This window comes from Rhodococcus sp. PSi06 (genome assembly GCF_054960675.1).
The window spans coordinates 509,707-534,555 of record NZ_JBHNYO010000001.1 but is presented as its reverse complement, the minus strand read 5'-3'; the positions used below and the strand labels follow the sequence as shown (position 1 = coordinate 534,555).

At 63.7% G+C, this 24,849-nt stretch carries 21 protein-coding genes; 14 read left to right on the top strand and 7 right to left on the bottom strand.

Going from position 1 to position 24,849, the window contains the following annotated elements; all coding sequences use genetic code 11:
• The first annotated feature begins 3 nt into the window (after positions 1-3).
• Entirely contained in the window at positions 4-1,512 is a 1,509-nt protein-coding gene (locus ACFI9K_RS02585) for a SulP family inorganic anion transporter (protein WP_462662078.1), read from the top strand.
• Between the two features lie 34 nt (positions 1,513-1,546).
• Positions 1,547-1,954, top strand: coding sequence for a MerR family transcriptional regulator (locus ACFI9K_RS02580; RefSeq protein WP_462662077.1), 408 nt, complete (start codon positions 1,547-1,549; stop codon positions 1,952-1,954).
• 8 nt (positions 1,955-1,962) lie between these two features.
• On the opposite strand, the gene ACFI9K_RS02575 is transcribed toward ACFI9K_RS02580, so the two are convergent.
• Together ACFI9K_RS02575 and ACFI9K_RS02570 are read right to left on the bottom strand one after the other, a co-directional pair.
• Positions 1,963-3,219, bottom strand: coding sequence for a lipase family protein (locus ACFI9K_RS02575; RefSeq protein ID WP_462662076.1), 1,257 nt, complete (start codon positions 3,217-3,219; stop codon positions 1,963-1,965).
• 122 nt (positions 3,220-3,341) lie between these two features.
• Entirely contained in the window at positions 3,342-5,051 is a 1,710-nt protein-coding gene (locus ACFI9K_RS02570; protein ID WP_462662075.1) for a ribonuclease J, read from the bottom strand.
• 219 nt (positions 5,052-5,270) lie between these two features.
• Here ACFI9K_RS02570 and ACFI9K_RS02565 point away from each other — a divergent pair, with 219 nt between their 5' ends.
• The 3 genes from ACFI9K_RS02565 to ACFI9K_RS02555 are packed head-to-tail and all read left to right on the top strand — an operon-like array spanning position 5,271 to position 8,247.
• Positions 5,271-6,761 (top strand): flavin-containing monooxygenase, encoded by a 1,491-nt coding sequence (locus ACFI9K_RS02565; RefSeq protein WP_462662074.1) that lies wholly within the window; start codon positions 5,271-5,273, stop codon positions 6,759-6,761.
• The gene (locus ACFI9K_RS02560; RefSeq protein WP_462662073.1) at positions 6,758-7,603 is read left to right on the top strand and encodes an SDR family NAD(P)-dependent oxidoreductase; all 846 of its coding nucleotides are present in this window, start codon (positions 6,758-6,760) and stop codon (positions 7,601-7,603) included. The genes ACFI9K_RS02565 and ACFI9K_RS02560 overlap by 4 nt, the downstream gene beginning before the upstream one ends.
• Positions 7,600-8,247: a TetR/AcrR family transcriptional regulator gene (locus ACFI9K_RS02555; protein WP_462662072.1), complete on the top strand. Its 648-nt coding sequence runs from the start codon at positions 7,600-7,602 to the stop codon at positions 8,245-8,247. The genes ACFI9K_RS02560 and ACFI9K_RS02555 overlap by 4 nt, the downstream gene beginning before the upstream one ends.
• A gap of 7 nt (positions 8,248-8,254) precedes the next feature.
• Here the strand turns inward: ACFI9K_RS02555 and ACFI9K_RS02550 are convergent, their stop codons facing one another.
• The 3 genes from ACFI9K_RS02550 to ACFI9K_RS02540 are packed head-to-tail and all read right to left on the bottom strand — an operon-like array spanning position 8,255 to position 12,079.
• Positions 8,255-9,523 (bottom strand): glucarate dehydratase family protein, encoded by a 1,269-nt coding sequence (locus ACFI9K_RS02550; RefSeq protein WP_462662071.1) that lies wholly within the window; start codon positions 9,521-9,523, stop codon positions 8,255-8,257.
• Positions 9,523-10,449, bottom strand: a complete 927-nt coding sequence (locus ACFI9K_RS02545) for a 5-dehydro-4-deoxyglucarate dehydratase (RefSeq protein WP_462662070.1) — start codon at positions 10,447-10,449, stop codon at positions 9,523-9,525. Before ACFI9K_RS02545 ends, ACFI9K_RS02550 begins: the two co-directional genes overlap by 1 nt.
• A gap of 31 nt (positions 10,450-10,480) precedes the next feature.
• On the bottom strand, positions 10,481-12,079 hold the full coding sequence (locus tag ACFI9K_RS02540; protein ID WP_462662069.1) for an aldehyde dehydrogenase (NADP(+)): 1,599 nt from the start codon (positions 12,077-12,079) through the stop codon (positions 10,481-10,483).
• Positions 12,080-12,365: 286 nt separating this feature from the next.
• Here ACFI9K_RS02540 and ACFI9K_RS02535 point away from each other — a divergent pair, with 286 nt between their 5' ends.
• From ACFI9K_RS02535 to ACFI9K_RS02515, 5 genes are all read left to right on the top strand, one after another.
• Positions 12,366-13,712, top strand: coding sequence for an enolase C-terminal domain-like protein (locus ACFI9K_RS02535; protein WP_462662068.1), 1,347 nt, complete (start codon positions 12,366-12,368; stop codon positions 13,710-13,712).
• Positions 13,712-14,665: a 2-hydroxyacid dehydrogenase gene (locus ACFI9K_RS02530; protein ID WP_462662067.1), complete on the top strand. Its 954-nt coding sequence runs from the start codon at positions 13,712-13,714 to the stop codon at positions 14,663-14,665. Before ACFI9K_RS02535 ends, ACFI9K_RS02530 begins: the two co-directional genes overlap by 1 nt.
• A 129-nt stretch (positions 14,666-14,794) precedes the next feature.
• Entirely contained in the window at positions 14,795-15,937 is a 1,143-nt protein-coding gene (locus tag ACFI9K_RS02525) for an L-talarate/galactarate dehydratase (RefSeq protein WP_462662112.1), read from the top strand.
• 145 nt (positions 15,938-16,082) lie between these two features.
• Complete coding sequence (locus ACFI9K_RS02520) at positions 16,083-17,396, top strand: TrkH family potassium uptake protein (protein ID WP_462662111.1); 1,314 nt, start codon at positions 16,083-16,085, stop codon at positions 17,394-17,396.
• A complete protein-coding gene (locus ACFI9K_RS02515; RefSeq protein WP_462662066.1) occupies positions 17,389-18,054 on the top strand; it encodes a potassium channel family protein in 666 nt (221 codons plus the stop codon). The genes ACFI9K_RS02520 and ACFI9K_RS02515 overlap by 8 nt, the downstream gene beginning before the upstream one ends.
• Here the strand turns inward: ACFI9K_RS02515 and ACFI9K_RS02510 are convergent.
• Both ACFI9K_RS02510 and ACFI9K_RS02505 read right to left on the bottom strand, forming a co-directional pair.
• The gene (locus ACFI9K_RS02510) at positions 18,038-19,513 is read right to left on the bottom strand and encodes a mannitol dehydrogenase family protein (protein WP_462662065.1); all 1,476 of its coding nucleotides are present in this window, start codon (positions 19,511-19,513) and stop codon (positions 18,038-18,040) included. The two genes, ACFI9K_RS02515 and ACFI9K_RS02510, sit on opposite strands and share 17 nt — an antisense overlap.
• Entirely contained in the window at positions 19,510-20,532 is a 1,023-nt protein-coding gene (locus ACFI9K_RS02505; RefSeq protein ID WP_462662110.1) for an NAD(P)-dependent alcohol dehydrogenase, read from the bottom strand. Before ACFI9K_RS02505 ends, ACFI9K_RS02510 begins: the two co-directional genes overlap by 4 nt.
• A gap of 115 nt (positions 20,533-20,647) precedes the next feature.
• Between ACFI9K_RS02505 and ACFI9K_RS02500 the strand changes: the two genes are divergently transcribed.
• Genes ACFI9K_RS02500 through ACFI9K_RS02485 form a run of 4 tightly spaced genes read left to right on the top strand, consistent with a single transcriptional unit; the run spans position 20,648 to position 24,838 of the window.
• Positions 20,648-21,673, top strand: a complete 1,026-nt coding sequence (locus tag ACFI9K_RS02500) for a sugar-binding transcriptional regulator (protein ID WP_462662064.1) — start codon at positions 20,648-20,650, stop codon at positions 21,671-21,673.
• The gene (locus tag ACFI9K_RS02495) at positions 21,670-23,022 is read left to right on the top strand and encodes an ABC transporter substrate-binding protein (RefSeq protein ID WP_462662063.1); all 1,353 of its coding nucleotides are present in this window, start codon (positions 21,670-21,672) and stop codon (positions 23,020-23,022) included. The genes ACFI9K_RS02500 and ACFI9K_RS02495 overlap by 4 nt, the downstream gene beginning before the upstream one ends.
• The gene (locus tag ACFI9K_RS02490) at positions 23,019-23,969 is read left to right on the top strand and encodes a carbohydrate ABC transporter permease (protein ID WP_462662062.1); all 951 of its coding nucleotides are present in this window, start codon (positions 23,019-23,021) and stop codon (positions 23,967-23,969) included. Before ACFI9K_RS02495 ends, ACFI9K_RS02490 begins: the two co-directional genes overlap by 4 nt.
• Positions 23,969-24,838 carry a carbohydrate ABC transporter permease gene (locus ACFI9K_RS02485; protein ID WP_462662061.1) on the top strand — a complete coding sequence of 290 codons (870 nt, stop codon included), beginning with the start codon at positions 23,969-23,971 and terminating at the stop codon, positions 24,836-24,838. Before ACFI9K_RS02490 ends, ACFI9K_RS02485 begins: the two co-directional genes overlap by 1 nt.
• Positions 24,839-24,849 lie beyond the last annotated feature (11 nt).

Here is a 24,849-nt window from a genome sequence, read left to right as displayed (position 1 = left end):
GTCGTGTCTCGAGCTGCCCAGGTGTCTGCCACCGCCGTCGAAGACGTCTCGGTTCTGGGCGCGTTGCGCTCGCCGCGCCGGCTGAAGATCGAGGTCCTCGGCGGTCTCGTCGTGGCCCTGGCGCTGATTCCCGAGGCAATCTCGTTCTCGATCATTGCCGGAGTCGATCCGCGCGTCGGGCTGTTCGCCTCGTTCACCATGGCAGTCACCATCTCCATCGTCGGTGGTCGCCCGGCGATGATCTCTGCGGCTACCGGAGCCATTGCCTTGGTCGTGGCCCCACTGGCGCGGGAGTACGGCCTCGACTACCTCATCGCCGCGGTGATTCTCGGCGGAGTTCTGCAGATCGTCCTCAGCGTTCTCGGCGTCGCCAAACTGATGCGGTTCATCCCGCGCAGTGTCATGGTGGGTTTCGTCAACGCGCTGGCAATCCTGATCTTCACCTCGCAGGTGCCGTATTTGATCGGGGTGCCGTGGTTGGTCTACCCGATGGTCGCAGCCGGCCTGATCATCATGTTCTTCCTGCCCAAGCTCACCACTGTGGTACCGGCTCCGCTGATCGCCATCGTGATCCTCACCGCCGTCACGCTCGTCTTCGCTCTGGCTGTCCCGGATGTCGGCGACGAAGGAGAATTGCCGTCCTCGCTGCCGTCGTTCCTGATCCCGAATGTGCCGTTCACGTTCGACACCCTGTCGATCATCGCGCCGTTCGCACTGGCCATCGCTCTGGTGGGTTTGCTCGAATCGCTGATGACCGCCAAACTCGTCGATGACATCACCGACTCGCACTCGAACAAGAGCCGTGAGGCGTGGGGCCAAGGAGTGGCGAATCTCGTCACCGGTTTCACCGGCGGTATGGGCGGCTGCGCAATGATCGGCCAGACCATGATCAACGTCAAGGTCTCCGGTGCCCGCACCCGAATCTCGACGTTCCTTGCCGGCACCTTCCTGCTCATCCTGGTTGTCGGTCTCGGCGACATCGTCGCGCTCATTCCGATGGCCGCGCTCGTCGCGGTGATGATCATGGTGTCGATCGGCACCTTCGACTGGCACAGCATTCACCCGAACACGTTGCGGCGCATGCCCAAGAGCGAGACTCTCGTCATGGTGGCGACCGTCGCGGTCACCGTCGTCACCCACAACCTCGCGTACGGCGTCGTGGTGGGTGTCATCACCGCGATGGTCTTGTTCGCGCGCCGCGTCGCACATTTGACCGAGGTGGTCGACGTCGCGCATCCGGACGAGAACACCCGGGTGTACGCAGTCAAAGGCGAGTTGTTCTTCGCGTCGAGCAACGATCTGATCTACCAGTTCGACTACGTCGGTGATCCGAAGAACGTCGTCATCGACATGTCCGAATCGCATATCTGGGACGCCTCGACCGTGGCGACCCTCGATGCCATCACCACCAAGTACGCGGCCAAACGCAAGTCGGTCGAGATCGTCGGCCTGAACGCGCCGTCGACCGAGCGGCACGATCGACTCAGTGGAAACCTGGGCGGCGAGCACTGATTAGGGTGGTTGGTCGGGCGACGAGAGGCGGCACATGGCAGACGACGGCATGCACATGCAGATCGGGCAGGTAGCTCAGAAGACCGAGCTGTCCATTCGCACCGTTCGTCACTATGACGACGTCGGCCTGGTTACGCCCTCTGCCCGCTCTGCTGGCGGATTCCGGTTGTACACGGAGACCGATGTCGATCGACTGCTCGTCATTCGTCGGATGAAGCCCCTCGATTTCACGTTGGCCGAGATGAAGCAGCTACTGGAATCTCTCGACGTTCTCGGAGACGAGAACGCGGCCGACGACGCGAGGTCGTCGGCCGCGGCCTTCGTTCGCGAGTGCCACACCAAGGCCGAGGACAGTTGCGCCGCGTTGCGGCGGCAGCTCGCCTACGCAGAAGAGCTGACCGAGGTGTTGTCGACTCGCGGAGCCGCAGCCCGGAGCCGGTAAGTTCGGCTCTAGCGGCCGAAGCTACTGCATCCGGGTTCAACCGGAATTCCCGCGAGGCGGTCGTCCAACCACGCGAACGCCGCGGGAGCTCCGCTGGCGGCAACGATGCTGTGCTCACCCAGGTATTCCTCGAGGCGGACGTCGGCTCCGCGTGAACACCACTTGTCGAACACGGCCTCGGGACCTTCCTTCGGAATCCAGAACTCCTGCTGTCCGTGATACATGAACACCGGTGCCGTCGGGGTTCCGCCGTCTCCCAATCGATTCTGATCGGCAACCGCGAGCGCCAGCGGCGAATTGAACGCATCGGGAGTGATGGACAGTGACTCGATGCGGATCGGAGCAACGACTGCGAGCGGTGCAATCCCGACGATGCACAGGTCCTTCGACGCCTGTGCGAGCCGCCACCCGTCGTCGTTGTAGAGCGAGAGCATCTCCGGGTACTCGCGCGCAACGCCCATCGCTGCCGCGAGGAACACCGACGCCGCCAAGTTGCCGTTCATGGATTGACGTAGCAGCGCGAAGTCGGTGGGCGTTCCGCCGAACGCTGCGCCGACAATGTTCAGTTCGGGGGCGTACGCCGGAGCCTCCTGCACGGCCCAGCCCGATGCGATCGCCCCACCCGAGTAGCCCGTAAGACCCAGGGGCGCAGTCGGATCGAGGCCCACAGCGGCGGTCGTGACCGCGCCGCGCAGACCGTCCAGTACGGCGTGCGCCGCCATCGGTCCGACGGCGTACGCATGGCGTGGCCCCTGATGGTCGGTGACTACGACGGCGTAGCCCCGAGCCAGAAGCAGCTGCACAGGTGCCATTTCCGGAGCGATACCGCGTTGCATGGTCCACGAGGGCTCACACGTGGCGCCGAGCGAATCGATGGCCATGTTGTAGGCAACAACAGGCCGTGGACCCGGCGAGGTCCAGGATGCGGTCGGGACGATGACGCTGGTGACAATGGCAGCGGGGCGGTCCTTCGCGTCGGTCGAGGCGACCAGCAGTTGGGTGGTGGTGACCGGGGTGAGAAGTGGTCCGACGGTGACGCTTCGGGTCCGCAGAACTGTTCCAGGGGCGGCCATTTCGTATCCGAGCGGCGGAACGACCCACGGATCGTCGAGCGGTGTCGCAGCGATCGACTCGGCGGTTCGCGGCGGATTCTGGAAATCGCCGAGTGGATCGGCAGCCGCCGACCATTGCCCGCCCGACACCACCAATGACACCGCAGCGCCCACTGCTGCACATCGACGGCCGAACTTCGCGTACTTCCCCATCGGAGACCCCCCGGTCGAAGTTCCGGATCGTTACCGGAGCTTTCCGAACGACTCTAGGGGCCGGAACCATCTACAGGGGCCGAACGTACTATTTGCCCACCTCGTCACTGACAGGACATGCTCTAGCCGTCGACGACCACCGGGACGATGAGGGGCTGACGGCCCAGGGTCTGCTTGGCCCAGCGGGCCGATTCCTGCACGATGCGCTTCTCGATGTGCTCGCGCGAGGCAACCTTGACGTCGCTCTCGCGGGTCAGTGTCTTGCCGATCGCCTTGGCCAACGAGTCGAATGCGTTTGCCTCGTGGGCGAATCCGCGTCCGATGAAGTCGACGTCGTCGACGAGCAGTCCGGTATCGGGATCCACGATCGCGATGACGGTCAGGACTCCCTCGTTCGCCAGCAGGCGACGTTCGGCCAACGAATCCTCGGTAACCCCACCGACGGCACTGCCGTCGACGTAGACCAGTTCGATGGGGACGGAACCGGTGATCTGCGCGACGCCGTCGAACAGGTCGATGACGCTTCCGTTCTCGGCGATCAGGACGCGATCGCGCGGGACGCCGGTTCGGATCGCGAGATCGGCGTTGGCACGCAAGTGTCGTGACTCTCCGTGTACCGGAAGCACATTGGCCGGCTCGAGAATGTTGTAGCAGTAGACGAGCTCGCCTGCGCTGGCGTGGCCGGAGACGTGCACCTTGGCATTTCCCTTGTGCACCACCCGTGCACCCTTGTCCACGAGGCCGTTGATGACGCGGTAGATCGCGTTCTCGTTGCCGGGGATGAGGCTGCTGGCCATCAGCACGGTGTCGCCCTCGCCCACCTTGATCTGGTGTTCGCCCGACGCCATACGCGACAGCGCGGCCAGTGGCTCACCCTGTGATCCGGTGCAGATCAGCGTGATCTTGTTCGCCGGAAGACGATTGAGTTTCGGCAGGTCCACCACGAGCCCGTCGGGCACGTCGAGGTAGTTCAGATCGGTCGCAATCTTCATGTTGCGCACCATCGACCGCCCGACGAACGCCACTTTGCGACCCTGCGCATGTGCGGCGTCGAGAACCTGTTGAATGCGGTGCACGTGACTGGCGAAGCTCGAGACGATGACGCGTCCCGTCGTTTCGCGGAACACCTTCTCGATGGCCGGGACCAGGTCTCGCTCGGAGACCATGAAGCCGGGCACCTCGGCGTTGGTGGAGTCGATGAGGAGTAGATCGAGCCCTTCCTCACCCAGGCGAGCGAAGCTACGGAGGTCGGTGATTCGACCGTCCAGCGGGAACTGGTCCATCTTGAAGTCGCCGGTGTGCAGCACCAGACCGGCGTCGGTACGAATGGCGATGGCCAGACCGTCGGGAATCGAGTGGTTGACGGCGATGAACTCGAGCTCGAACGGGCCTTCCTGACGCGTCTGCCCCGCTTCGACCTCGATCAACTTCGTCGAGACCTTGAACTCCTCGAATTTGGCGGCGAGGAAATGCAGCGTCAGCCGCGACGAGATGACGGGAATGTCGCCACGCTCGCGGAGCAGGTACGGGACGCCGCCGATGTGGTCCTCGTGTCCGTGCGTCAACACGATCGCAACGACGTCGTCGAGACGATCCCGGATGCAGCTCCAGTCCGGCAGGATGACGTCGACGCCGGGCTGGTGCTCCTCGGGGAACAGCACGCCGCAGTCGACGATGAGCAGCTTCCCGTCGAATTCGAAGACGGTCATGTTGCGGCCGATCTCGCCGAGACCGCCGGTCGCGATCACGCGAAGGTGCCCTGCCGACAGCGCTGAGGAGGATCGCTTTCGAGGTGCGGCGGGGGATCTGCGTTGGCGTGGTGATCTAGACATGGCGTCAACGCTACGGGGGCCTCCCCACCTGGCTTCGACCCCGGTCCGAAGATCTTGGAATTACGCGCATTCTTGCCTCGTCCGGACAGCTCGGAAATCGGGCTCGCGTGCTCGAATCTCCGGTGTCGAGTATCCGGGAAACCATTGCGGAATCGCGCGTCATCACTTTAAAGTGATGACGCGCATCATCGGATGCTGGGTCGGGAGGGAATCGACGACATGCACATTCATACGGTCGTGATCATCGGCAGCGGATTCGGTGGACAGTGCGCCGCGAAAGCCTTGCTCGATCGCGGCATCGACGACTTCGTCATCCTCGAAAGGCGTCCCTTCCTCGGCGGCACCTGGAAGCAGAACCGCTACCCGGGCGCAGCTGTCGATGTGCAGAGTCCGCTGTACTCGATCGCGTCGGAGCCCTTCGAGTGGTCGCGCATGTTCGCCGAGCGCGAGGAGCTCGAGCGCTACACCGACCACGTCCTCGCATCGAACGGCCTGCCGGCCCGAACACACGTCGATACCGACGTCCAGAAGATCGAATGGGCGGGGGACCACTGGACTATCGCCACCTCACGCGGCGATTACGCGGCCACGTTCGTCGTCAACGCGTCGGGCCCGCTCAGTACACCCGTGATCCCACCGTTCTCGGGTCGAGAGAAGTTTCAGGGCAAGCAGTTCCACACCAACGACTGGGACACTTCCTACGATCACTCCGGGAAACGGGTGGCGATCGTCGGTAGCGGTGCCAGCGCCGCACAGGTGATCCCCGCGATCCAACCCGACGTGGAGGCCTTGCACGTCTTCCAGCGCACCCCGCACTGGGTGATGCCGCGTCACGATCGAGAATTCACGGCGTTGCAGCGAAAGTTGCTGCGCATCGAGCCTATTCGGAGGGCCGTGCGCGCCGGCATCTACTGGAGCCTCGAAACCCGCATCATCGGGTTCAAGTACTCGCGAAGAATGCTGAAGGCCGTGGCCCAACGAACCGCGTTGACGCACATCGAGTCTCAGGTTGCCGACGCCGACCTTCGGTCGAAGGTCACCCCGGACTACACCATCGGCTGCAAGCGAGTCCTTCTTTCCAACACCCTCTATCCGGCGCTGGGGCAATCGAACGTCGCCCTGCACGACAAGAACGACGGCATCGCCGAGATCACCGAGACCGGAATCGTCACCACCACGGGCGAACACGTCGATATCGACCTTCTGGTGTGGTCTACCGGATACGACGCCACCGACGGTGTCATCTCGTACCCGGTGATCGGACGCGACGGCCGAGCCCTGTCCGACGTCTGGGATCCTTACCCGCGTGCCTACCTCGGCACGACGATCCCCGGCTTTCCCAACCTGTTCGTCGTCACCGGACCGAACACCGGAATCGGACACACCTCCGCCATCTTCCTCATCGAGGCGCAGATGGAGTACATCGTCCGGGCGGTCGACGCCGTCCGTAAGTCCGGTGGTCTGGCGATCGAAGTCACGGCCGCGGCCGAGCAGCAATACACCGAGAAAATCCACCGGGATATGGAGGGCACCGTCTGGAAGGACGGCGGTTGCCACAGCTGGTACCAATCCAAATCCGGTCACGTCGTCGCCATGTTCCCGGGCTTCAGCTTCACCTTCCGTCGGTGGGCCAAGCGTTTTCGCGCGCGAGACCACCATGTTCACATGGCACCGACGGTGACCACAGCACGAGGCGAGGTGTCGGCATGAGAGATTTCTCGGGCCGGGTCGCGTTGATCACCGGAGCAGCAGGCGGCATCGGTTCCGCCGTCGCCACTGCGCTGCACCGACGCGGCGCCTCCATCGTTCTGGTCGATATGGAATCGACCGATCTCGAATCGTTGGCGTCGAAGCTGGGCAACGAGCGAGTGGCCGTCGCCTATGCCGATGTCACTGCGCGGGAGCAACTCGACGCGGCTGCTGCCACTGCGATCGATACCTTCGGGAAACTCGACATAGTAATGGCCAACGCCGGAATCTCCAGCGGTGCACAGGCATCGACGATCCGATCCATCGACGACGGAGTCTTCGAGCGGGTCATCGGCGTCAACCTGCAGGGGGTGTGGAACACGGTGCGCGCGACACTCCCACACGTCGTCGAGTCCGGCGGATACGTGTTGCTCACCTCGTCCACGTACGCGTATCTCAACGGACTGGCCAATGCGCCGTATGCCGCATCGAAGGCGGCAGTCGAACAACTCGGCCGCGCACTGCGTTCGGAACTGGCCGGCACCGACGCGACGGCCGGAGTGCTGTACCCGGGCTGGGTGGCGACGCCGATCGCCGAGGTTGCATTCGGCGGTGACACCGTCGCGACCGAGATGACCGCCCGAGCCTTTCCCACTCCGCTGGTCCGCCCGATCACACCGGACAAGCTTGCCCGCGCTGCCGTACGAGGGATCGGACGTCGAGCTCCACGTATTGCCGTTCCCGGCCGATGGATCCCGATCTCGATGCTGCGCGGAATCGTCAACCCGATTCTGGACGCCAAGATGGAGCGAGATTCCGAATTGATCCGGTTGACAGCCGAACTGGATGCCCGACGGCCATGAGCGCCGTGTCCGACGCCGCCGGACGTGCATACGGCGGCGAGAGTGCCGCCGATCGCGACGATCGCAGGCGCAGACAGTTGATGGACGCGGGACTACGGGTGTTCGGCAGCACCGGGTACCGAGCCGCCACTGTCCGCGGTCTCTGCCGCGAGGCCAAGATCGCCGACCGCCACTTCTATCAGTACTTCGACAAGACCGAAGATCTCCTTCTCGCCGTCTACGCCGAATGCATTGCACAACTCACCGATTCGGTATCCGACGCCATCACGCAGGTGGATCGGGAAGGTGATCTCGAGAATGTCGCGAAGCAGTTGCTCGACCCCTTCTTTCAGGTGATCGAAGATCCGCACCTGGCCCGCGTGGTGTGGATGGAGGTGCTCGGCGTCAGTCCTCGCGTCGAGCAGACATACCTGACGGTGATGCAGCAGTTCGGAACACTGTTGCTCGGCTACATCCGTACCTTCGTCGACGACGTGCCGTTGGACCCCGATCTGGATCCGGACTTGCTCGCCACTGCACTCATCGGCGGAATCAGCCACACCGCAATGACGTGGTACCTCAGTGGCTACGCCGCAGATCGTCGAACGGTCGTTGCCACGATTGCGGCCATGCTCGTCCACATCGTCGCCCCGCAGCAGGTGTAGCAACCGATCACCAGCGTGGGCAGGTGTTCTCGAAGCTCGGATCGATGCTCTGCATGTATCCGGTGTCGTCGCGGTCGCGGATACCGCAGTCGAGGTACTGCTGATGCAGTGTCGCCAGAGCGTCCTCGTCGATCTCGACGCCGAGTCCGGGTGAGGTGGGAACGGCCACCGCGCCGTCGACGAAGTTCAACACTCCTGGCACGACGACGTCCTCGTGCTTCCACGGCCAGTGCGTGTCGCAGGCGTAGGTCAGATTCGGTGTTGCGGCAGCAAGGTGAACCATCGCGGCCAGACTGATGCCGAGGTGGCTGTTCGAGTGCATCGACAGGCCCATCTCGAAAGTGTCACAGATTCCGGCGAGCAACCTCGAGCGCTGCAGGCCGCCCCAGTAATGATGGTCGGACAGCACCACCTGCACCGAGTCCTTCAGCACGGCAGGTTTCAGGTGGTCGAAGGCTACGACACACATGTTGGTCGCGAGTGGCATCTTCGCCTCGCGCGCGACCTCGGCCATCCCGTCGAGCCCGGGTGTCGGGTCCTCGAGGTATTCCACGATGCCGTCCAGCTCGGAGGCGACGCGGATCGACGTGCCGACCGTCCACGCGGCGTTGGGGTCCAGCCGCAGCGGCAGCTCCGGGAATGCCTGCCGGAGCGCCTTGATTCCGGCGATCTCCTCGTCGGGTGGAAAGACGCCGCCCTTGACCTTGATGGCCTCGAAGCCGTACTCGTCGATCATCTTTCGGGCCTGCCGTACCAGTCCGGCCGGGTCGATTGCCTCGCCCCATTCATCCGGCTGTGCGCCGGGGTGCGCTGCCCACTTGTAGAACAGGTACGCGCTGAATGGAACCGAGTCCCGCACTCTGCCGCCGAGCAGATCGGACACCGGCCGACCGAGCACCTTGCCCTGCACGTCCAGGCAGGCGATCTCGAACGGCGAGAACACTCTGTCGGTTGTGCTGGCGGTGGTGATCATTCCCGCGACACCGTCGCCACCGGTGATCGACAGCGTCCCCAGAACAACATCGATGGCGTCTCGAATTGCATTGAGACCGAACACGTCCAGGCCGGTGATGGCCTGAGCTGCCGCCTCGAGCCGAGCCAGATGCGCAGTGTCGGCGTATGTCTCACCGAGCCCGACGACGCCGTTATCGGTGTCCAGTTGGACGATTGCGCGCAGCGCATAGGGCTGATGCACCCCGACCGTGTTGAGCAACGGGGGATCGACGAAGGCGATCGGAGTGATCCGGGCGCCGGTGATCAGAACCGGTTCCCGCATCAGTGCACCGCGAGCTCGTCTGCCAGCACGGCCCGGCCGGCGGCAACGATAGCGGTGAGTTCCTCGAGATGCGGTGCGCTGATGTCGATCAGCGGCGGGCGAACGGGACCTGCCTCGATACCTTCCATCGTCACGCCGGCCTTGATCAGGGAGACGGCATAGCCGGGTACCTTGTCGCGCAGGCGCACGAGTGGGTGGAAGAACTCGCGAAGCAATGCGGCAGTGAGCTTCTCGTTACCACTGTCCAGAGACCGGTAGAACGCCAGTGCCAGTTCGGGGGCGAAGGCGAACGTCGCGGAGGAGTACAGCGTGACACCGATCGCTCGGTACGCCTGCTGCGAGACCTCGGCGGTGGGTAGTCCGTTGAAGAATTGGAAGGGCTTGCCCGACGGCTCCAGGGCATCGAGCACAGCGCGGACGATGCGGCCGACCTGATCGAGATCACCTGTGCCGTCCTTGAATCCGACGACGGTGGGCAGCTGCGCTACCTCGATGGCAGACTCTTCGGTGAAGCGCGCATTGCCGCGGTTGTAGACGATCAGCGGCAGATCGGACGCGGCGGCCACGGCCTTGGTGTAGTTGACCAGACCGGCCTGCGGCATCGTCACCAGGTAGGGCGGCAGCAGCAGGATGCCGTCGGCACCGTTGGCCTTCGCAGCCACTGCGAACGCTTTGGCCTGCGCGACAGATCCGCCGGCACCGGCGTAGACCGGAACACGACCCGCGACGATGTCGACCGCGGTACGCACGATCGTGCCGAACTCCGCGAGTTCGAGGGCGTGGAATTCGCCGGTGCCGCAGGCGATGAACACTCCACCGGGTCCCGCGTCGACACCCTTCGCGATATGAGCGCCCAATAGGTCGTAATCGACCTCACCGGAAGCGGTGAACGGGGTGACGGGGAAGAACAGGACGCCGTCGAGCATGGAAATCTCCTCGAAAATTAGGTGGGGTGAGTCAGTCTTGGGTGAGCCGGCCGTCGATCCGGCGGAAAATTCCGTCGGGATTGCCGTCGGCAATTGCGCTGGGTAGCAACGACGTCGGCACGTCCTGGTAGGAAACAGGTCGGAGGAAGCGCTCGATGGCGAGCGATCCGACCGACGTCGTGCGGGAGTTGGAGGTGGCGGGGAAGGGACCGCCGTGCACCATGGCGTGGCCGACCTCGACGCCGGTGGGCCATCCGTCGAACAGGATGCGGCCGGCCTTGAGTTCGAGAACCGAGAGCAATTTGCCTGCATCGGCATGATCGGACTCGTCGGCATGGACGGTGGCGGTCAGCTGCCCTTCCAGTAGCGCGGCGACGTCGCGAACCTGCTGGGCGTCGGTGCAGCGAACGATGAGGCTCGATGCGCCGAACACCTCGGCCTGCGCCGCCTCGGACGTGAGAAATGTATCGGCATCGGTCTCGAACAACGCTGCGCGGCAGGCATTGGGAGCGTCGGTCTCGGTGCCTCGGGCGAGCTCGGTGACGGAGTCGGACAGGGTGGCGACGCCGTCCGCGTAGCTCGAGGCGATGTTCGGGGTCAGCATCGTGGTGGGTGCGGATTCCTGTACAGCGGCTGTGGCCGCTTCGGTGAAGGACTGCAGTCCGGGCCCGTCGACGGCGATGACAAGACCGGGGTTGGTGCAGAACTGACCCGAGCCCATCGTCAGCGATGCGACGAAGGCGCGGCCGAGCTCGGCTCCGCGGGAGGCGAGTGCGCCGTCCATGACGAAAACGGGGTTGATGGAACTCATTTCCGCGTACACCGGGATCGGCTCACGACGACCGGCTGCGGCGGCGACGAGAGCCGTTCCACCCGAACGCGATCCGGTGAATCCGACTGCCTTGATGCGAGGGTCGGTGACCAAGGCGGTGCCGAGTCCTCTGCCGGAGCCGAACAGCAGAGAGAATGTGCCCGACGGCATTCCGGTGGCGGCGACGGCGTCGGTGATGGCGCGTCCCACCAGTTCGGACGTTCCCGGATGTGCGTCGTGCGCCTTGACGATCACCGGGCATCCGGCCGCAAGTGCGGAGGCGGTATCGCCCCCGGCGACAGAGAAGGCGAGCGGGAAGTTGCTGGCCCCGAACACTGCAACCGGTCCCAGCGGAATCTGCCGCTGGCGGATGTCGGCGCGGGGGAGCGGTGAGCGCTCGGGCTGAGCGGGATCGATGCGGGCACCGTTCCAACTGCCCTCGCGCAAAACCGAGGCGAACAGGCGCAGTTGTCCGGTGGTGCGACCGACCTCACCGGTGATGCGAGCCAGTGGCAGTCCGGACTCGGCGACAGTGCGCTCGATCAGTGTGTCGCCGAGGGCCGCAATGTTGTCTGCGATGGCCTCGAGGAATTGAGCCCTCGTCTCCGAGGAGGTGGCACGGTAATCGGCGAATGCTTCGGCTGCTGCGGCACAGGCTTTCTCGACGTCGCCCTCGTCCCCGTGGCCGTAAGCAGGCTCGAGATGTGCGCCCGTGCTGGGGTCGATACCGTGAATCTGCGTACCGCCACCGAAGACCGGGACGCCGGCGATGATCATCCGGCCGGTGAGGTTGGTGGACTGTGTCGTCGACGCTGTCATGAGGTGACTCCTAAGGCTGTGGTGCGGTACGTGCGCTGAGGCCAGACCGTGACCTGGCTCATAGCTCACCACGGTAGAAGGCTCATCGATACATGTCCAAGTCGAATAATGTCGCTTTTGATGCAGTCACGGTATCGATCTTGCTGCCAGGTGTGATGAGCGTGTTCCGCGGCCACCGATACCGTGACTGCATCGGTTGATGCGCAGATGGTCTTGGACAGGAATCAATGGACACTCTTACTGTCGTGTGAGCCGAGTCACCGATGGAGTACGAGAGAGGCCGGACATGAACGTCCACACCAGCACACCCGTCGTCACCGAGATGCGTGTCATTCCGATCGCGGGGCACGACGACATGTTGCTGAACCTCAGCGGAGCTCACGCCCCGTACTTCACCCGCAACCTGGTGGTGCTCATCGACTCGGACGGGCGCATCGGCGTGGGCGAAGTGCCGGGCGGAGAGGCGATTCGGCAGACTCTCGAGGACGCTCGTTCGCTGGTCGAGGGCCAAGGGATCGGCCACTACAACGCGGTGCTGGCCGAAATGCGTCGCGCGTTCGCCGATCGTGACTCCGGTGGCCGCGGAGCACAGACCTTCGATCTGCGGGTCGCGATCCACGCAGTGACCGCGGTGGAATCGGCCTTGCTCGACCTGTTGGGCCAACACCTCGGCGTCAGCGTCGCAGCACTGTTGGGAGACGGCCAGCAGCGTGAGAAGGTTCAAGCACTGGGCTATCTGTTTTTCGTTGCCGATCGGAACAAGACCGACCTCGCCTACCGCGGTGCCGTCGACGAGGCGGCCGGGGCCGACGACTGGATGCGTATCAGGCACGAGGAGGCCATGGATCCCGAGTCGATCGTGCGCCTCGCCGAGGCTGCGCAGGCGCGCTACGGATTCCAGGACTTCAAACTGAAGGGCGGTGCGCTGCCTGCCGCCGAGGAGGCTGCCGCGGTGCGCGCGCTGGCCGAGCGATTCCCGAAGGCTCGAATCACGTTGGATCCCAACGGTGGTTGGCTGCTGAAGGATGCGATCGAGACGTGTCGTGGACTACGCGACGTGTTGGCCTACGCCGAAGACCCCGTAGGGCCGGAGGGCGGCTTCTCCGGTCGTGAGGTGATGACGGAGTTCAAGCGCGCCACCGGATTGCAGACCGCCACCAACATGATCGCCACCGACTGGCGCGAGATGGGCCACACCGTCCGCTCCGGTGCCGTGGACATCCCACTCGCAGACCCGCACTTCTGGACGATGGCCGGTTCGGTCCGCGTTGCTCAACTGTGCGATGCGTGGGGTTTGACGTGGGGTTCGCACTCCAACAATCACTTCGACGTCTCACTGGCCATGTTCACCCACGTTGCCGCGGCTGCGCCGGGGAAGATCACCGCCATCGACACTCACTGGATCTGGCAGGACGGGCAGCGAGTGACCAAGGAGCCGTTCACGATCGAGGACGGCTACCTGACAGTGCCCGACAAGCCGGGCCTGGGTGTGGAACTCGACTTCGAGCAGATCGACGCGGCACACGAGCTGTACCAGAAGGAAGGTCTCGGCTCCCGCGACGACGCCATCGGTATGCAGTACCTGATCGAAGGATGGACATTCGACAGCAAACGGCCGGCACTGGTGCGCTGATGAAGGTTGTCGTCGGCGATCGAAACGTGCTGCCGCACCGCGAGCAGTTCGAGGCGAATCTACCCGCCGGAACAGAGGTGATCTGGTGCGTTCCGTTCGACGAACGTCGGATCATCGAAGAACTTGCCGACGCGGATGTGTACGTCGGCGGCAAGTTCAGTGCGGCCATGGGTGCCGCAGCGCCGAAATTACGTATGGTGCACGTTGCCGGTGCCGGAACGGACAACGTCGATCGTTCTGGATTGCGCCCCGATGTGCGGGTGCGCAACACCTTTCATCACGAGCAGTCGATTGCCGAGTACGTCGTGGCGGCAACGGTGATGCTACGCCGTAAGTTCCTGCAGCAGGATCGTGCACTTCGTGCGGGTGTGTTCGCCACTGCCGTCTACGACCCGAGCATCGCGAAACCGCTGTCGCTGAGCGGTGCTCGCATCGGCTTCGTCGGGTTCGGGCACATCGGCAAGCGAACCTGGCAACTGTTTCAGGCGTATGGGGGAACCGGTGCTGCGGTCACCGGGAGCGGCCGGGCCACGGGTGATGGGCTCGAGTGGGTCTCCGATGCAAAGGATTTGCGAAAGCTGGCCGAGTTCGCGGACGTTCTGGTGGTATCCGCGCCGCTGAACGAGCACACCCGCGGCATGATCGGAGCCGAAGAACTGGGCAGGCTCGGCGGTGACGGGGTACTCGTCAATGTCGGTCGTGGTCCCCTCGTGCAGGAACAGGCACTGTTCGACGCGTTGTCACGTAACGAGATTGCCGCAGCCGCCATCGATGTCTGGTACAGCTACCCGGGCCCGGACGGGATGGGCGAACCCAGTTCTCTGCCTTTCCGTGATCTCGACAACGTGCTGATGACTCCCCACTCGTCGGGCGTCACGCATCACACGTTCGTGGGCCGGGTCGCCGACATCGCGTCGAATATCGATGCCCTGGCGGTATCGATCCGCCGGTAAATGGTGTTGGACGCGCATTGTTCGTCGAAATAGGCTGTGAATCAACGTAATCGACTATTTCAGGAGTAGCAGATGACGATCGGCACAGACAAACCGACCAGCGGCCTCACCGCCCCGAATGCGGCGATCATGGCACTGGCCCCGGGGGCTGCGAGCATCGACCGTATCGCGGAGGTGACGCTGTCCTCGATCGTGCTGCCGCTGCAGAATCCGATCAGCGACGCCAAGGTGCTCACCGGTCGGCAGAAGGCAATGACCGAGGTGGTGTTCCTGTTCGCCGAGATTCGCACCGAACAGGGCCATGAGGGAATCGGTTTCGGTTATTCCAAGCGCGCGGGCGGGCCGGCCCAGTTTGCCCATGCCCAGGAAATTGCGCCGGTTCTCATCGGCGAGGACCCGAACGATATCGGCAAGATCTGGACCAAGCTGGTGTGGGCCGGTGCCTCGGTCGGCCGCAGCGGCGTTGCCACGCAGGCGATTGCCGCAATCGACATCGCACTGTGGGATCTCAAAGCCAAGCGGGCCGGGTTACCACTGGCCAAGTTGATCGGCTCGGCGCGTGATTCGGTGCAGACGTACAACACGTCCGGCGGATTTCTGCACACGCCGATCGAAGAGGTCATCGAGAACGCTGCGATGTCGTTGTCGAACGGCATCGGGGGCATCAAAATCAAGGTGGGGCAGCCGGATTGGCGAACCGACATCGCCCGCGTCACTGCGGTCCGTGAATTCCTCGGTGACGATGTCCCGCTGATGGTGGACGCCAATCAGCAATGGGACCGCCCGACGGCGCAGCGCATGGGCCGAATACTCGAACAATTCGATCTCGTCTGGATCGAAGAACCCCTCGATGCCTACGACGCCGAGGGGCACGCTCAGCTCGCTCGCAGCCTCGACACCTCCATCGCGACGGGTGAGATGTTGGCGAGCGTCGGCGAGCACGTGCGGCTCATCGAAGCCGGATCGGTGGACATCCTGCAGCCCGACGCGCCCCGTATCGGCGGGATCACGCAGTTCCTGAAATTGGCCACGTTGGCCGAGCACCACAATCTCCAGCTGGCTCCGCACTTCGCCATGGAGATCCATCTGCACCTCGCAGCGGTGTATCCCCTGCAGACGTGGGTGGAGCACTTCGACTGGTTGGACCCGCTGTTCGACGAGCACCTCGAGACCCGTGACGGACGCATGCACCTGTCCGCGCGCCCGGGTCTGGGCTTCACGTTGAGCGAGCAGGGTCGTGCCTGGACGGTGGCGAAGGCTGTGGTGCGCTGACGTGGAGTGCTGACGCGCACGGAACCTCGTAGCCCATCACTTCCATGCACGTGGCGCGAAGCGCACCGGTACTGTCTGCCGGGTGACAGACGCCCGCCAGCCATCGCGATGGTCCGCGATCTTCCGGCCGACCCCGGTCCGGCTCATGGCAGCGGGATTCGCGCTCGCCATTGCCCTCGGTGCACTGGTGCTGATGATTCCGGCGGCTACCCTGTCCGGCGATTCCACCGGACTTCTGCAGGCGTTGTTCACCTCTACCTCGGCGGTCAGTTTGACGGGGCTGATCGTGGTGGACACCCCGGTGTATTGGTCGGGGTTCGGGCAGGGCGTGATTCTCGGGCTGATTCAGATCGGCGGTTTCGGGATCATGACCATCGCGTCCCTGGTGGGGCTGGTCCTCGCTGATCGAATCGGGCTGCGCGGCAGGCTGAATGCGGCGGCGGAGGTCCGCACGTCCGGGCTGGGTGACGTCCGAAGCGTCGTGGTCGGCGTGGTTCGCACCAGTGTGATGATCGAGGGCGTGGTCGCCCTCTGTCTGGCGGCGCGGTTCTTCCTCGGATACGACGAGTCACTCGGGCGCGCTCTGTGGCTGGGAATCTTCCATTCTGTGTCGGCATTCAACAATGCCGGCTTCGCCTTGTTCAGCGACAACATGATCGGGTTCGCCACCGACCCGTGGATCTGCGTGCCCTTGTTGATCGCAGTCGTGTTGGGCGGCATCGGATTTCCGGTTCTGTTCGAGATCGCCCGCCGGGTTCGCGCGCGTGCCCGGGGCAGTCGACCGCACCCCCGTTGGTCACTCCACACCCGAATGACTCTGACCGTCACCGGCGTTCTTCTGGTCCTCGGGCCGACCGTGGTGATGTTGTTCGAGTGGTCCAGAACTCTGAGTGGGTTCGGCTTCTGGGGCAAGATGATGGTCGCGACGTTCCAGGGCGTCATGCCGCGAACCGCAGGGTTCAACAGCGTGGATTACGCCGATGTCGACAACGCGACGTTGCTGATCACCGATATTCTGATGTTCATCGGCGGTGGCAGCGGCGGCACTGCCGGCGGTATCAAGGTCACCACGTTCGCGCTGCTGCTGTTCGTCATCCTGGCCGAGATTCGCGGCGACCGCGAGGTGACGGTGTTCGATCGTCGAATCGATGCGCGAGTGCAGCGTCAGGCGTTGACCGTTGCCCTGATCGGCGTCGCTCTGGTCGTGCTCCCGGTCATCACGCTGTTGGCCGGCACGAACTTCGACCTGGACGTGCTCCTGTTCGAGGTCGTCTCCGCGTTCGCGACCGTCGGCCTGTCCACGGGTATCACCGCGCAGTTGCCGGGCTGGGGCCAAGTAATCCTGATCGTGCTCATGTATCTGGGCCGCATCGGCTCCATCACTCTGGTCAGTGCCCTCGCCGCCCGCGACCGCGGACGGCGCTACACCCTCCCCACGGAAAGGCCGTTCATTGGCTAGGAAACCGTCCTCCGACGTCGTTGTCGTTCTGGGTCTGGGCCGCTTCGGTAAGTCTCTGGCCCTGGAGCTGATGGACCAGGGAGTCGAGGTGCTCGGCATCGACAGCGACGAGGCCGTGGTCCAGCGCGTGGCAGACAGATTGACCCATGCGGTGGTGGCCGACACCACCGACGAGGAGTCGCTACGGCAGCTCTCGGTGCACGAGTACGACCGTGCCGTGGTGGGTATCGGCTCCAATCTCGAAGCAAGTCTGCTCACCGCGTCGGCACTGGTGAACCTGTCGATGTCGACCATCTGGGCCAAGGCTCTGAGCAACGCGCACGCCAAGATCCTCAGCCAGATCGGCGTCCACCACGTCGTCCGGCCCGAGCACGACATGGGCAAGCGAGTAGCTCACCTGGTGCGTGGACGGATGATGGACTACATCGAGTTCGACGACGGTTTCGCGATGGCGAAGACGTCACCACCGGCTTCGCTCATCGGAAAGACGCTCGGCGAGAGCGGAGTTCGCACCGAGCATGGGGTCACCGTCGTCGCGGTCAAGCGTCCGGGCGAAGGGTTCACCTACGCCACCGCGAACACGATCATCGACGCGGGCGATACCGTTATCGTCTCCGGCCAAGTCCGCGATACCGAACGATTCAGTGAGCTGACCTGAGCGCCTCGAGGGTTGCCCTCGCACCGTTCTCGTGTAGCGATGCAAGTTGTTTCGTGTATGCGGACACGAAGCGCTCGTTGTCGATCAGGTCGCCGAACACTGCCCGGTTGGCGATGAACGCCGTCGGGTTCTCGCGCTGACTCTGCGCGATCGGCACCAGTGAATCTTTCAGCTGATCGACGATCTCGATGGGATTGCCGGACTCGTCGACGGCCTCGGCGTAGCGGGCCCAGCTCGCCACCACCGCGGTGGAGCGGACGATCTCGCCGCCGGTCTCGAGGTTCTTGCGAATGACGGGCAAGAGCCACTTGGGGATTCGGTCCGAGGACTCGGCACACAGACGTGCGACGGTATCGCGAATCTCGGGGTTCGAGAACCGCTCGATCAAGGTCCGCTTGTAGTCGGCCAGGTCGATACCGGGGACCGGCTGCAGCGTCGGGGTCGCCTCCTCGTCCATGTACGCGAGCAGGAACTCCGCGAACAGTGAATCCTGGCAGACCTCGTGGACCAGACGGTAGCCGCTGAGATAGCCGAAGTAGGCGAGTGCCTGATGGCTGGCATTGAGCAGCCGAAGCTTCATCAGCTCGTAGGGAGTGACATCGTCGACCACCTGTACCCCCACGTCCTCCAGCGGCGGACGGCCGAGCGTGAAGTTGTCCTCGAGCACCCATTGGGTGAAGGGCTCACCGGCGACAGGCCACTGATCGTCGATGGCGTAGCGCAGTGAAAGCTGTTCGGTCACTTCCGGAGTCGTGACCGGCGTGATGCGATCGACCATCGAGTTGGGGAATGCGCCCTCTGCCTCGATCCAGTCGGCCAGCACCGGGTCCTTCAATCGAGCGAACGTCGTGAAGGTCGACTGCGCCATATGGCCGTTGCCCTCGATGTTGTCGCAGGACATGATGGTGAACGGCTTCAGGCCCCGATCCTTGCGTCGAGCCAACGCCTCGACGACCAGTCCGAAAGTGGTTGCCGGAACGGCTCCGTCGGCGAGATCGGCGACGATGGCCGGATTGTTCGCGTCGAACTCGCCGGTGGTGGCGGAGAAGTTGTATCCACCCTCGGTGATGGTGAGCGAGACGATCTTCGTCGTGTCGGCCGCCATCTTCTCGATCACGGCCTCGGCGTCGTCCGGTGCGAAGAGATACTCGACGATGGAACCGATGACACGGGTGTCCCAGGTGCCGTCGGAATGCTTGAGCGCCAACGTGTACAGGCAGTCCTGTGCCTGCATGACGTCGTTCATGCGGCGGTCTCCCGGCAGTACACCGACACCGCAGATTCCCCAGTCCAGTGCTTGCCCTTGCTGAAGCAGACGGTCGACGTACATCGCCTGGTGCGCTCGATGGAAGCCGCCGACACCGAAATGCACGATGCCCACAGTCACCTCGGACCTGTCGTACGTCGGGACAGCGACGTCCTCGATGAAGTCGGAGAGGTTCTGTGAGTTCAACTTCATGCGTTCGTCTCCTTCGAAAGTCCTGGAATGACCACTGCTTTGATGCTTCCGGGTTCCCTGTCCGCGTTCAACGCATCCTCGACGCGCTCTAGCCCGAACCGCGCCGTCACCATCGCGTCGAGATCGACCATGCCCGACGCCACCAGCGACCGTGCGATCGGCCAGGTGTTGGCGTATCGAAATACGCCGGTGAGCACCAACTCTCGGTTCTGAATCACCGAGATCGGCAGCGGATAGTCGGATCCGCCCATGCCGACGAGAACGACGGTACCGGCCGGCCGCACCGCGTGGATGCCGTCGAACACCGCGCGCGCTGCACCGGAAGCGTCGATGAAAGCATCGACCGTCAGGGAACGCACGTCCTCGGCCGTGGGGTCCAACACTCGGGTGGCACCGAATCGCGTTGCGTTGGCTCGGCGCGATGCATCCAAGTCGGTGACGATCACCTCGGTGGCTCCGAAGGCGCGTGCCACCTGAGCGGTGACGATTCCGACGGGTCCTGCGCCCGCGATGAGCACGCTCGAACCGGCGGAGATCCGGGCCTTCTGTACCGACGCGATGCCGACCGACAGGGGCTCGAAGAGGGCCGCGGCCTCGTCGGAGATGGTGTCGGGAACGTCGTGCGCGAACGTGGATTGAATCAACACGTACTCCGCGAGTGCGCCGTCGATGGGCGGGGTCGCGAAGAATTCCATGGCCGGGCACAGGTTGTAGCGGCCTGCGCGAGATTGGGCACTGGTGGGATCGGGTCGTTGCGGCTCGATGGAGACGCGCCGGCCGACACGGGTGTCGGACACCCCGGAGCCCACCACCACGATGACGCCGGCAGCTTCGTGGCCGAGTACCAGGGGGCCGTCGACGACGAAGTCGCCGATACGCCCCTCGCGGTAGTAGTGCGCATCGGAGCCGCACACTCCGACGGCGGTGACCTGGACGAGCACCTCGTCATGAGCCGGTGTGGGCACCGGCCGATCTTCCATTCGTATCTCCTGCACGCCGGTGAGCACGCTGGCCTGCATGGACTGTGGCACGGGTCGCTGACTGCGAGGGGGTGTTGTGTGGATCACACCTTAATGTTAGCTTAGTGAGCAGATGAACACGAGCTGAGCATCTGCTCACCAGTCAGGAGGCGCAATGGACGGATCGGAGCCCGGCGGGGCGAAGTCCGCGCGGTCCGGGGAGGATCTCCGTCTGGCTCTGCGCGCCGCCACCATGTATCACCTCGAAGGCGCGACGCAGGCGGAGATCGCCGTCAATCTGGGCGTCTCACGCCCGACGGCCGGGCGTTTGGTTGCTCGAGCTCGCGCCCTGGGGCTGGTGACGATCGAGATCAACGTCCCCGACGATCTGCAGGGCACCGTGCATGCCGACGTCGAGCGAGAACTGGAAGCGAAGTTCGGCCTGACCGAGGTGCTGGTCGTCTCGGATGTCATCGACGGCACGGACTCCGGTTACGGATCCCTCGGTCGCGCGGCGGCGACGTTGCTCTCCCGTCGGCTCAAGGATCGCGATGTTCTCGGGTTCACCTGGGGACCCGAGACGGTGGCCGTCGCAAGTTCACTCAAGACCAGGTCCACCAAATGTGCTGCGGTGGTGCAACTCGACGGCTCCATCTCCTCGGCCGACTATCAGACCGGTGTCGAGTACACGCTCGGACGCTGCGCCGCGTATCTGCAGGCGACGCCCATCAGGCTCAATGCACCGCTGTATGCCGATCAGGCCACAGTGGTTGCGTTGGAGCAGGATTCCGTGATCTCGCGCGCCCTCAAGTCCGGGACCGATGCCGATGTGATGATGTACGGCATCGGTCCCGTCTCCACGTCCACCACGTTGTTCGAGGGCAGCTTCATCGACCTCGAGGTGCTCGACGAACTGCGTCGCCTCGGCGCAGTCGGTGAAATCGGCGGACGGTTCTACGACGCAGACGGCAAGGACACCGGAGGATCGCTCCCCGGCCGAACCGTGTCGGTGGGTCTCGACGCCATCAGGGCGTGCGACAGAGCTGTCCTCGTCACCGGCGGACAGCGAAAACACGAGGCGCTGCTCGGTGCTCTGCGCGGTGGGCTGGCCTCGATCCTGGTGACCGACATCGAAAGTGCACGTTGGCTCGTTGCGCACGCCCCGGCAACGGCGACATCCAATGGAAAGGTATTTCAGTGAGGGTTCTACCGAAAGTGGCCGTCGCGGCCTCGCTCGCGACGACCTTGGTACTGTCCGGATGCGCCGGTGCCGGCTCGTTCGGTGGTGACGGTGACGGCAAGACGATCACCGTTGCGATCGTCTCCAATTCGCAGATGTCCGATGCCATTTCGCTCGCGCCCGAGTTCGAGGCCGAGAACCCGGGTATCAATCTGAAGTTCGTGTCGCTGTCGGAGAACGAGGCGCGAGCCAAGATCACGGCGTCGGTTGCCACCGGCGGCGGTGAGTTCGATGTGGTGATGATCAGCAACTTCGAGACCCCGCAATGGGCCGAGAACGGATGGCTGACCAATCTCTCCGAGTACGCCGATGCCACACCGGGTTACGACGAGGACGACTTCATCCCCACGTTGAAGGAGTCGTTGTCCTACGAGGGCAGCATGTACTCCGTGCCGTTCTACGGTGAGTCGTCGTTCCTGATGTACCGCAAGGATCTGATGGAGGCGGCCGGCATCACGATGCCCGAGGAGCCGACCTGGCAGGAGGTCGCCGACGCCGCGGCCAAGCTGGACAGTCCCGGACTTTCCGGAATCTGCCTGCGTGGCAAGCCCGGTTGGGGTGAGGTGCTCGCACCGCTCGACACGGTCATCAACGCGTTCGGCGGCCGCTGGTACGACGAGAACTGGAACGCTCAGCTCAATAGCCCAGAGGTGGAACAGGCCGTTCAGTTCTACGTCGACCTGGTACGTGAGCACGGTCAAGCCGGTGCAGCGACAAGTGGTTTCAGCGAGTGCGGAACGCAGCTCTCACAGGGAAATACCGCGATGTGGTACGACGCAACCTCCGCAGTGTCGGTGTTGGAGGATCCCACCTCGAGCAACGTCGTCGGCAAGATCGGATATGCCAAAGCGCCGTCGGCCGCCAAGGGTGACAACGGATGGTTGTACTCCTGGGCACTCGGTATCCCGAAGACATCCGAGAACCCGGACGATGCCTGGAAGTTCGTCTCGTGGATGACCAGCAAGGAGTACCTGAACAAGGTGGGCAACGAGTTGGGTTGGGAACGAGTGCCTCCTGGCAGCCGCTTGTCCACCTACGAAATTCCCGAGTACGCGGAGGCATCTGCTGCGTACGGGCAGGTCACCCTCGACTCCATCAACGGTGCAGACCCGAACAACCCCACCGTGGATCCGGTTCCATACACCGGTGTGCAGTTCCTGACCATTCCGGAGTTCCAGGACCTCGGTACCCGGGTCAGTCAGCAGATCAGCGCCGCAGTAGCAGGACGAATCAGCGTCCACGACGCGCTCGAACAAGCGCAGCAGTACGCCGAAGTGGTCGGCAAGACGTACCAGGAGGGCCAGGGATGACCACCACCGAAACACGATCGGCGCACGCCGATTCCGAGGAATTCGTACCGAGACCCAGAGCGATCTCGAAGGCGGAAGGGTGGCGTCGCCGCGGCCCACTGCTGCCGGCCATGGTGTTCGCCATTCTGGTTACGCAGGTCCCGTTCCTGTTCACGCTGTACTACTCGACGCAGTCGTGGAACCTCGTGCGGCCCGGCTCGCAGAAGTTCAACTGGCTCAACAACTATGTGGCAGTCTTTCAGGACAGCCAGTTCCGCGAGGTCGCCCTCAACACGGTGATCATGATCGTGGGAACCGTCATCATCTCGGTGGTTCTCGGGTTGTTCCTGGCTCTGCTGCTGGACCGTAAGTTCATCGGCCGCAGCCTGATCCGAACACTGTTGATCACTCCGTTCTTGATCACCCCGGTCGCCGGTGCCCTGATCTGGAAGACAACGATGTTCGATCCCGTCTTCGGCCTGATCAACTTCGCGCTGAGCCCGTTCGGTGTGGATCAGATCGACTGGGTCTCGCGTTACCCGCTGCCTGCCGTGATGGCGAACCTCATCTGGCAGTGGACCCCGTTCATGATGCTGCTCATCCTCGCCGGATTGCAGTCCATGCCCAAGGACATCGCCGAGGCGGCACGCGTCGACGGTGCGGGCCCGGTCAAGCTCTTCCGTGAGCTGACGCTGCCGCACCTGCGCCGATTCATCGAGCTCGGTGCCGTTCTCGGGGCCATCTACCTGGTCAACACGTTCGATGCCGTCTACATGATGACCTCCGGCGGACCGGGTGTGGCGAGTGCGAACCTGCCCTTCTACATCTATCAGCGAGCATTCCTCGGCTTCGACATCGGTCAGGCCGCCGCTATGGGCGTCGTCACGGTCGTGGCCACCATCATCGTCAGCACCCTGGCGCTGAGACTGATCTTCAAGAGCTTCAGCGGAACCGAGGAGGCTGCGTGATGAGCACTGCAACTGTAGACAAGACGACGACCGACGCTGCGCCGATCAAGCGCAAGAGCAAGTGGGGCCCGGGTTCCATCTGGTCCTTCGTGGCCTGGGTGGCCGGCATAGCGTTCTTCTTCCCGGTGCTGTGGATGGTGCTCACGGGCTTCAAGCAGGAGGCCGACGCCTATTCCGACCCGCCCAAGCTGTTCTTCACACCGACCCTCGATCAGTACCGCGGGGTCCTGGAGAGTGGCATCGGCACCACCTTGCTGAACTCGGCGTTCGCGACGGTCGTCTCGACGATCTTCGTTCTGCTGCTGGGTGTTCCGGCTGCCTTCGCACTGTCACTGCGTCCGGTGAAGAAGACCAAGGACGTGCTGTTCTTCTTCATCTCCACCAAGATGCTCCCGGTCGTCGCGGCGATCGTCCCGCTGTACGTCATCGTCGGCGACATCGGAATGTTGGACAACATCTGGACCCTGGTCGTGCTGTACACCGCGATGAATCTTCCCATCGCCGTATGGATGATGCGCTCGTTCTTCCTCGAGGTGCCGAGCGAACTGCTCGAGGCCGCGAGTATGGACGGAGCATCGCTGTGGACCTCGGTGCGTGAGGTGATCCTTCCGCTCGTCTCTCCCGGAATTGCGGCGACGTCACTGATCTGCGTGATCTTCTCGTGGAACGAGTTCTTCTTCGCCGTCAACCTCACTGCTGTTCAGGCCCAAACGATTCCGGTGTATCTCGTCGGTTTCATCACCGGCCAGGGCCTGTACTGGGCTCAGCTTTCCGCTGCTGCGACGTTCGCAGCACTTCCCGTCGTCCTTGCCGGATGGTTCGCGCAGAACAAGCTCGTGCGCGGTCTGTCCTTCGGCGCAATCAAGTAGGAGAAAGTCTC

Coding starts and splice junctions, on each gene's coding strand:
- ACFI9K_RS02565 (WP_462662074.1), top strand. CDS start 5,271: ATGCACATTCATACGGTCGTGATCATCGGCAGCGGATTCGGTGGACAG.
- ACFI9K_RS02545 (WP_462662070.1), bottom strand. CDS start 10,449: ATGCTCGACGGCGTCCTGTTCTTCCCCGTCACCCCGTTCACCGCTTCC.
- ACFI9K_RS02505 (WP_462662110.1), bottom strand. CDS start 20,532: ATGCAGGCCAGCGTGCTCACCGGCGTGCAGGAGATACGAATGGAAGAT.
- ACFI9K_RS02580 (WP_462662077.1), top strand. CDS start 1,547: ATGGCAGACGACGGCATGCACATGCAGATCGGGCAGGTAGCTCAGAAG.
- ACFI9K_RS02510 (WP_462662065.1), bottom strand. CDS start 19,513: ATGAAGTTGAACTCACAGAACCTCTCCGACTTCATCGAGGACGTCGCT.
- ACFI9K_RS02500 (WP_462662064.1), top strand. CDS start 20,648: ATGGACGGATCGGAGCCCGGCGGGGCGAAGTCCGCGCGGTCCGGGGAG.
- ACFI9K_RS02570 (WP_462662075.1), bottom strand. CDS start 5,051: ATGTCTAGATCACCACGCCAACGCAGATCCCCCGCCGCACCTCGAAAG.
- ACFI9K_RS02550 (WP_462662071.1), bottom strand. CDS start 9,523: ATGCGGGAACCGGTTCTGATCACCGGCGCCCGGATCACTCCGATCGCC.
- ACFI9K_RS02485 (WP_462662061.1), top strand. CDS start 23,969: ATGAGCACTGCAACTGTAGACAAGACGACGACCGACGCTGCGCCGATC.
- ACFI9K_RS02520 (WP_462662111.1), top strand. CDS start 16,083: ATGGCAGCGGGATTCGCGCTCGCCATTGCCCTCGGTGCACTGGTGCTG.
- ACFI9K_RS02560 (WP_462662073.1), top strand. CDS start 6,758: ATGAGAGATTTCTCGGGCCGGGTCGCGTTGATCACCGGAGCAGCAGGC.
- ACFI9K_RS02555 (WP_462662072.1), top strand. CDS start 7,600: ATGAGCGCCGTGTCCGACGCCGCCGGACGTGCATACGGCGGCGAGAGT.
- ACFI9K_RS02525 (WP_462662112.1), top strand. CDS start 14,795: ATGGCACTGGCCCCGGGGGCTGCGAGCATCGACCGTATCGCGGAGGTG.
- ACFI9K_RS02535 (WP_462662068.1), top strand. CDS start 12,366: ATGAACGTCCACACCAGCACACCCGTCGTCACCGAGATGCGTGTCATT.
- ACFI9K_RS02575 (WP_462662076.1), bottom strand. CDS start 3,219: ATGGGGAAGTACGCGAAGTTCGGCCGTCGATGTGCAGCAGTGGGCGCT.
- ACFI9K_RS02490 (WP_462662062.1), top strand. CDS start 23,019: ATGACCACCACCGAAACACGATCGGCGCACGCCGATTCCGAGGAATTC.
- ACFI9K_RS02530 (WP_462662067.1), top strand. CDS start 13,712: ATGAAGGTTGTCGTCGGCGATCGAAACGTGCTGCCGCACCGCGAGCAG.
- ACFI9K_RS02540 (WP_462662069.1), bottom strand. CDS start 12,079: ATGACAGCGTCGACGACACAGTCCACCAACCTCACCGGCCGGATGATC.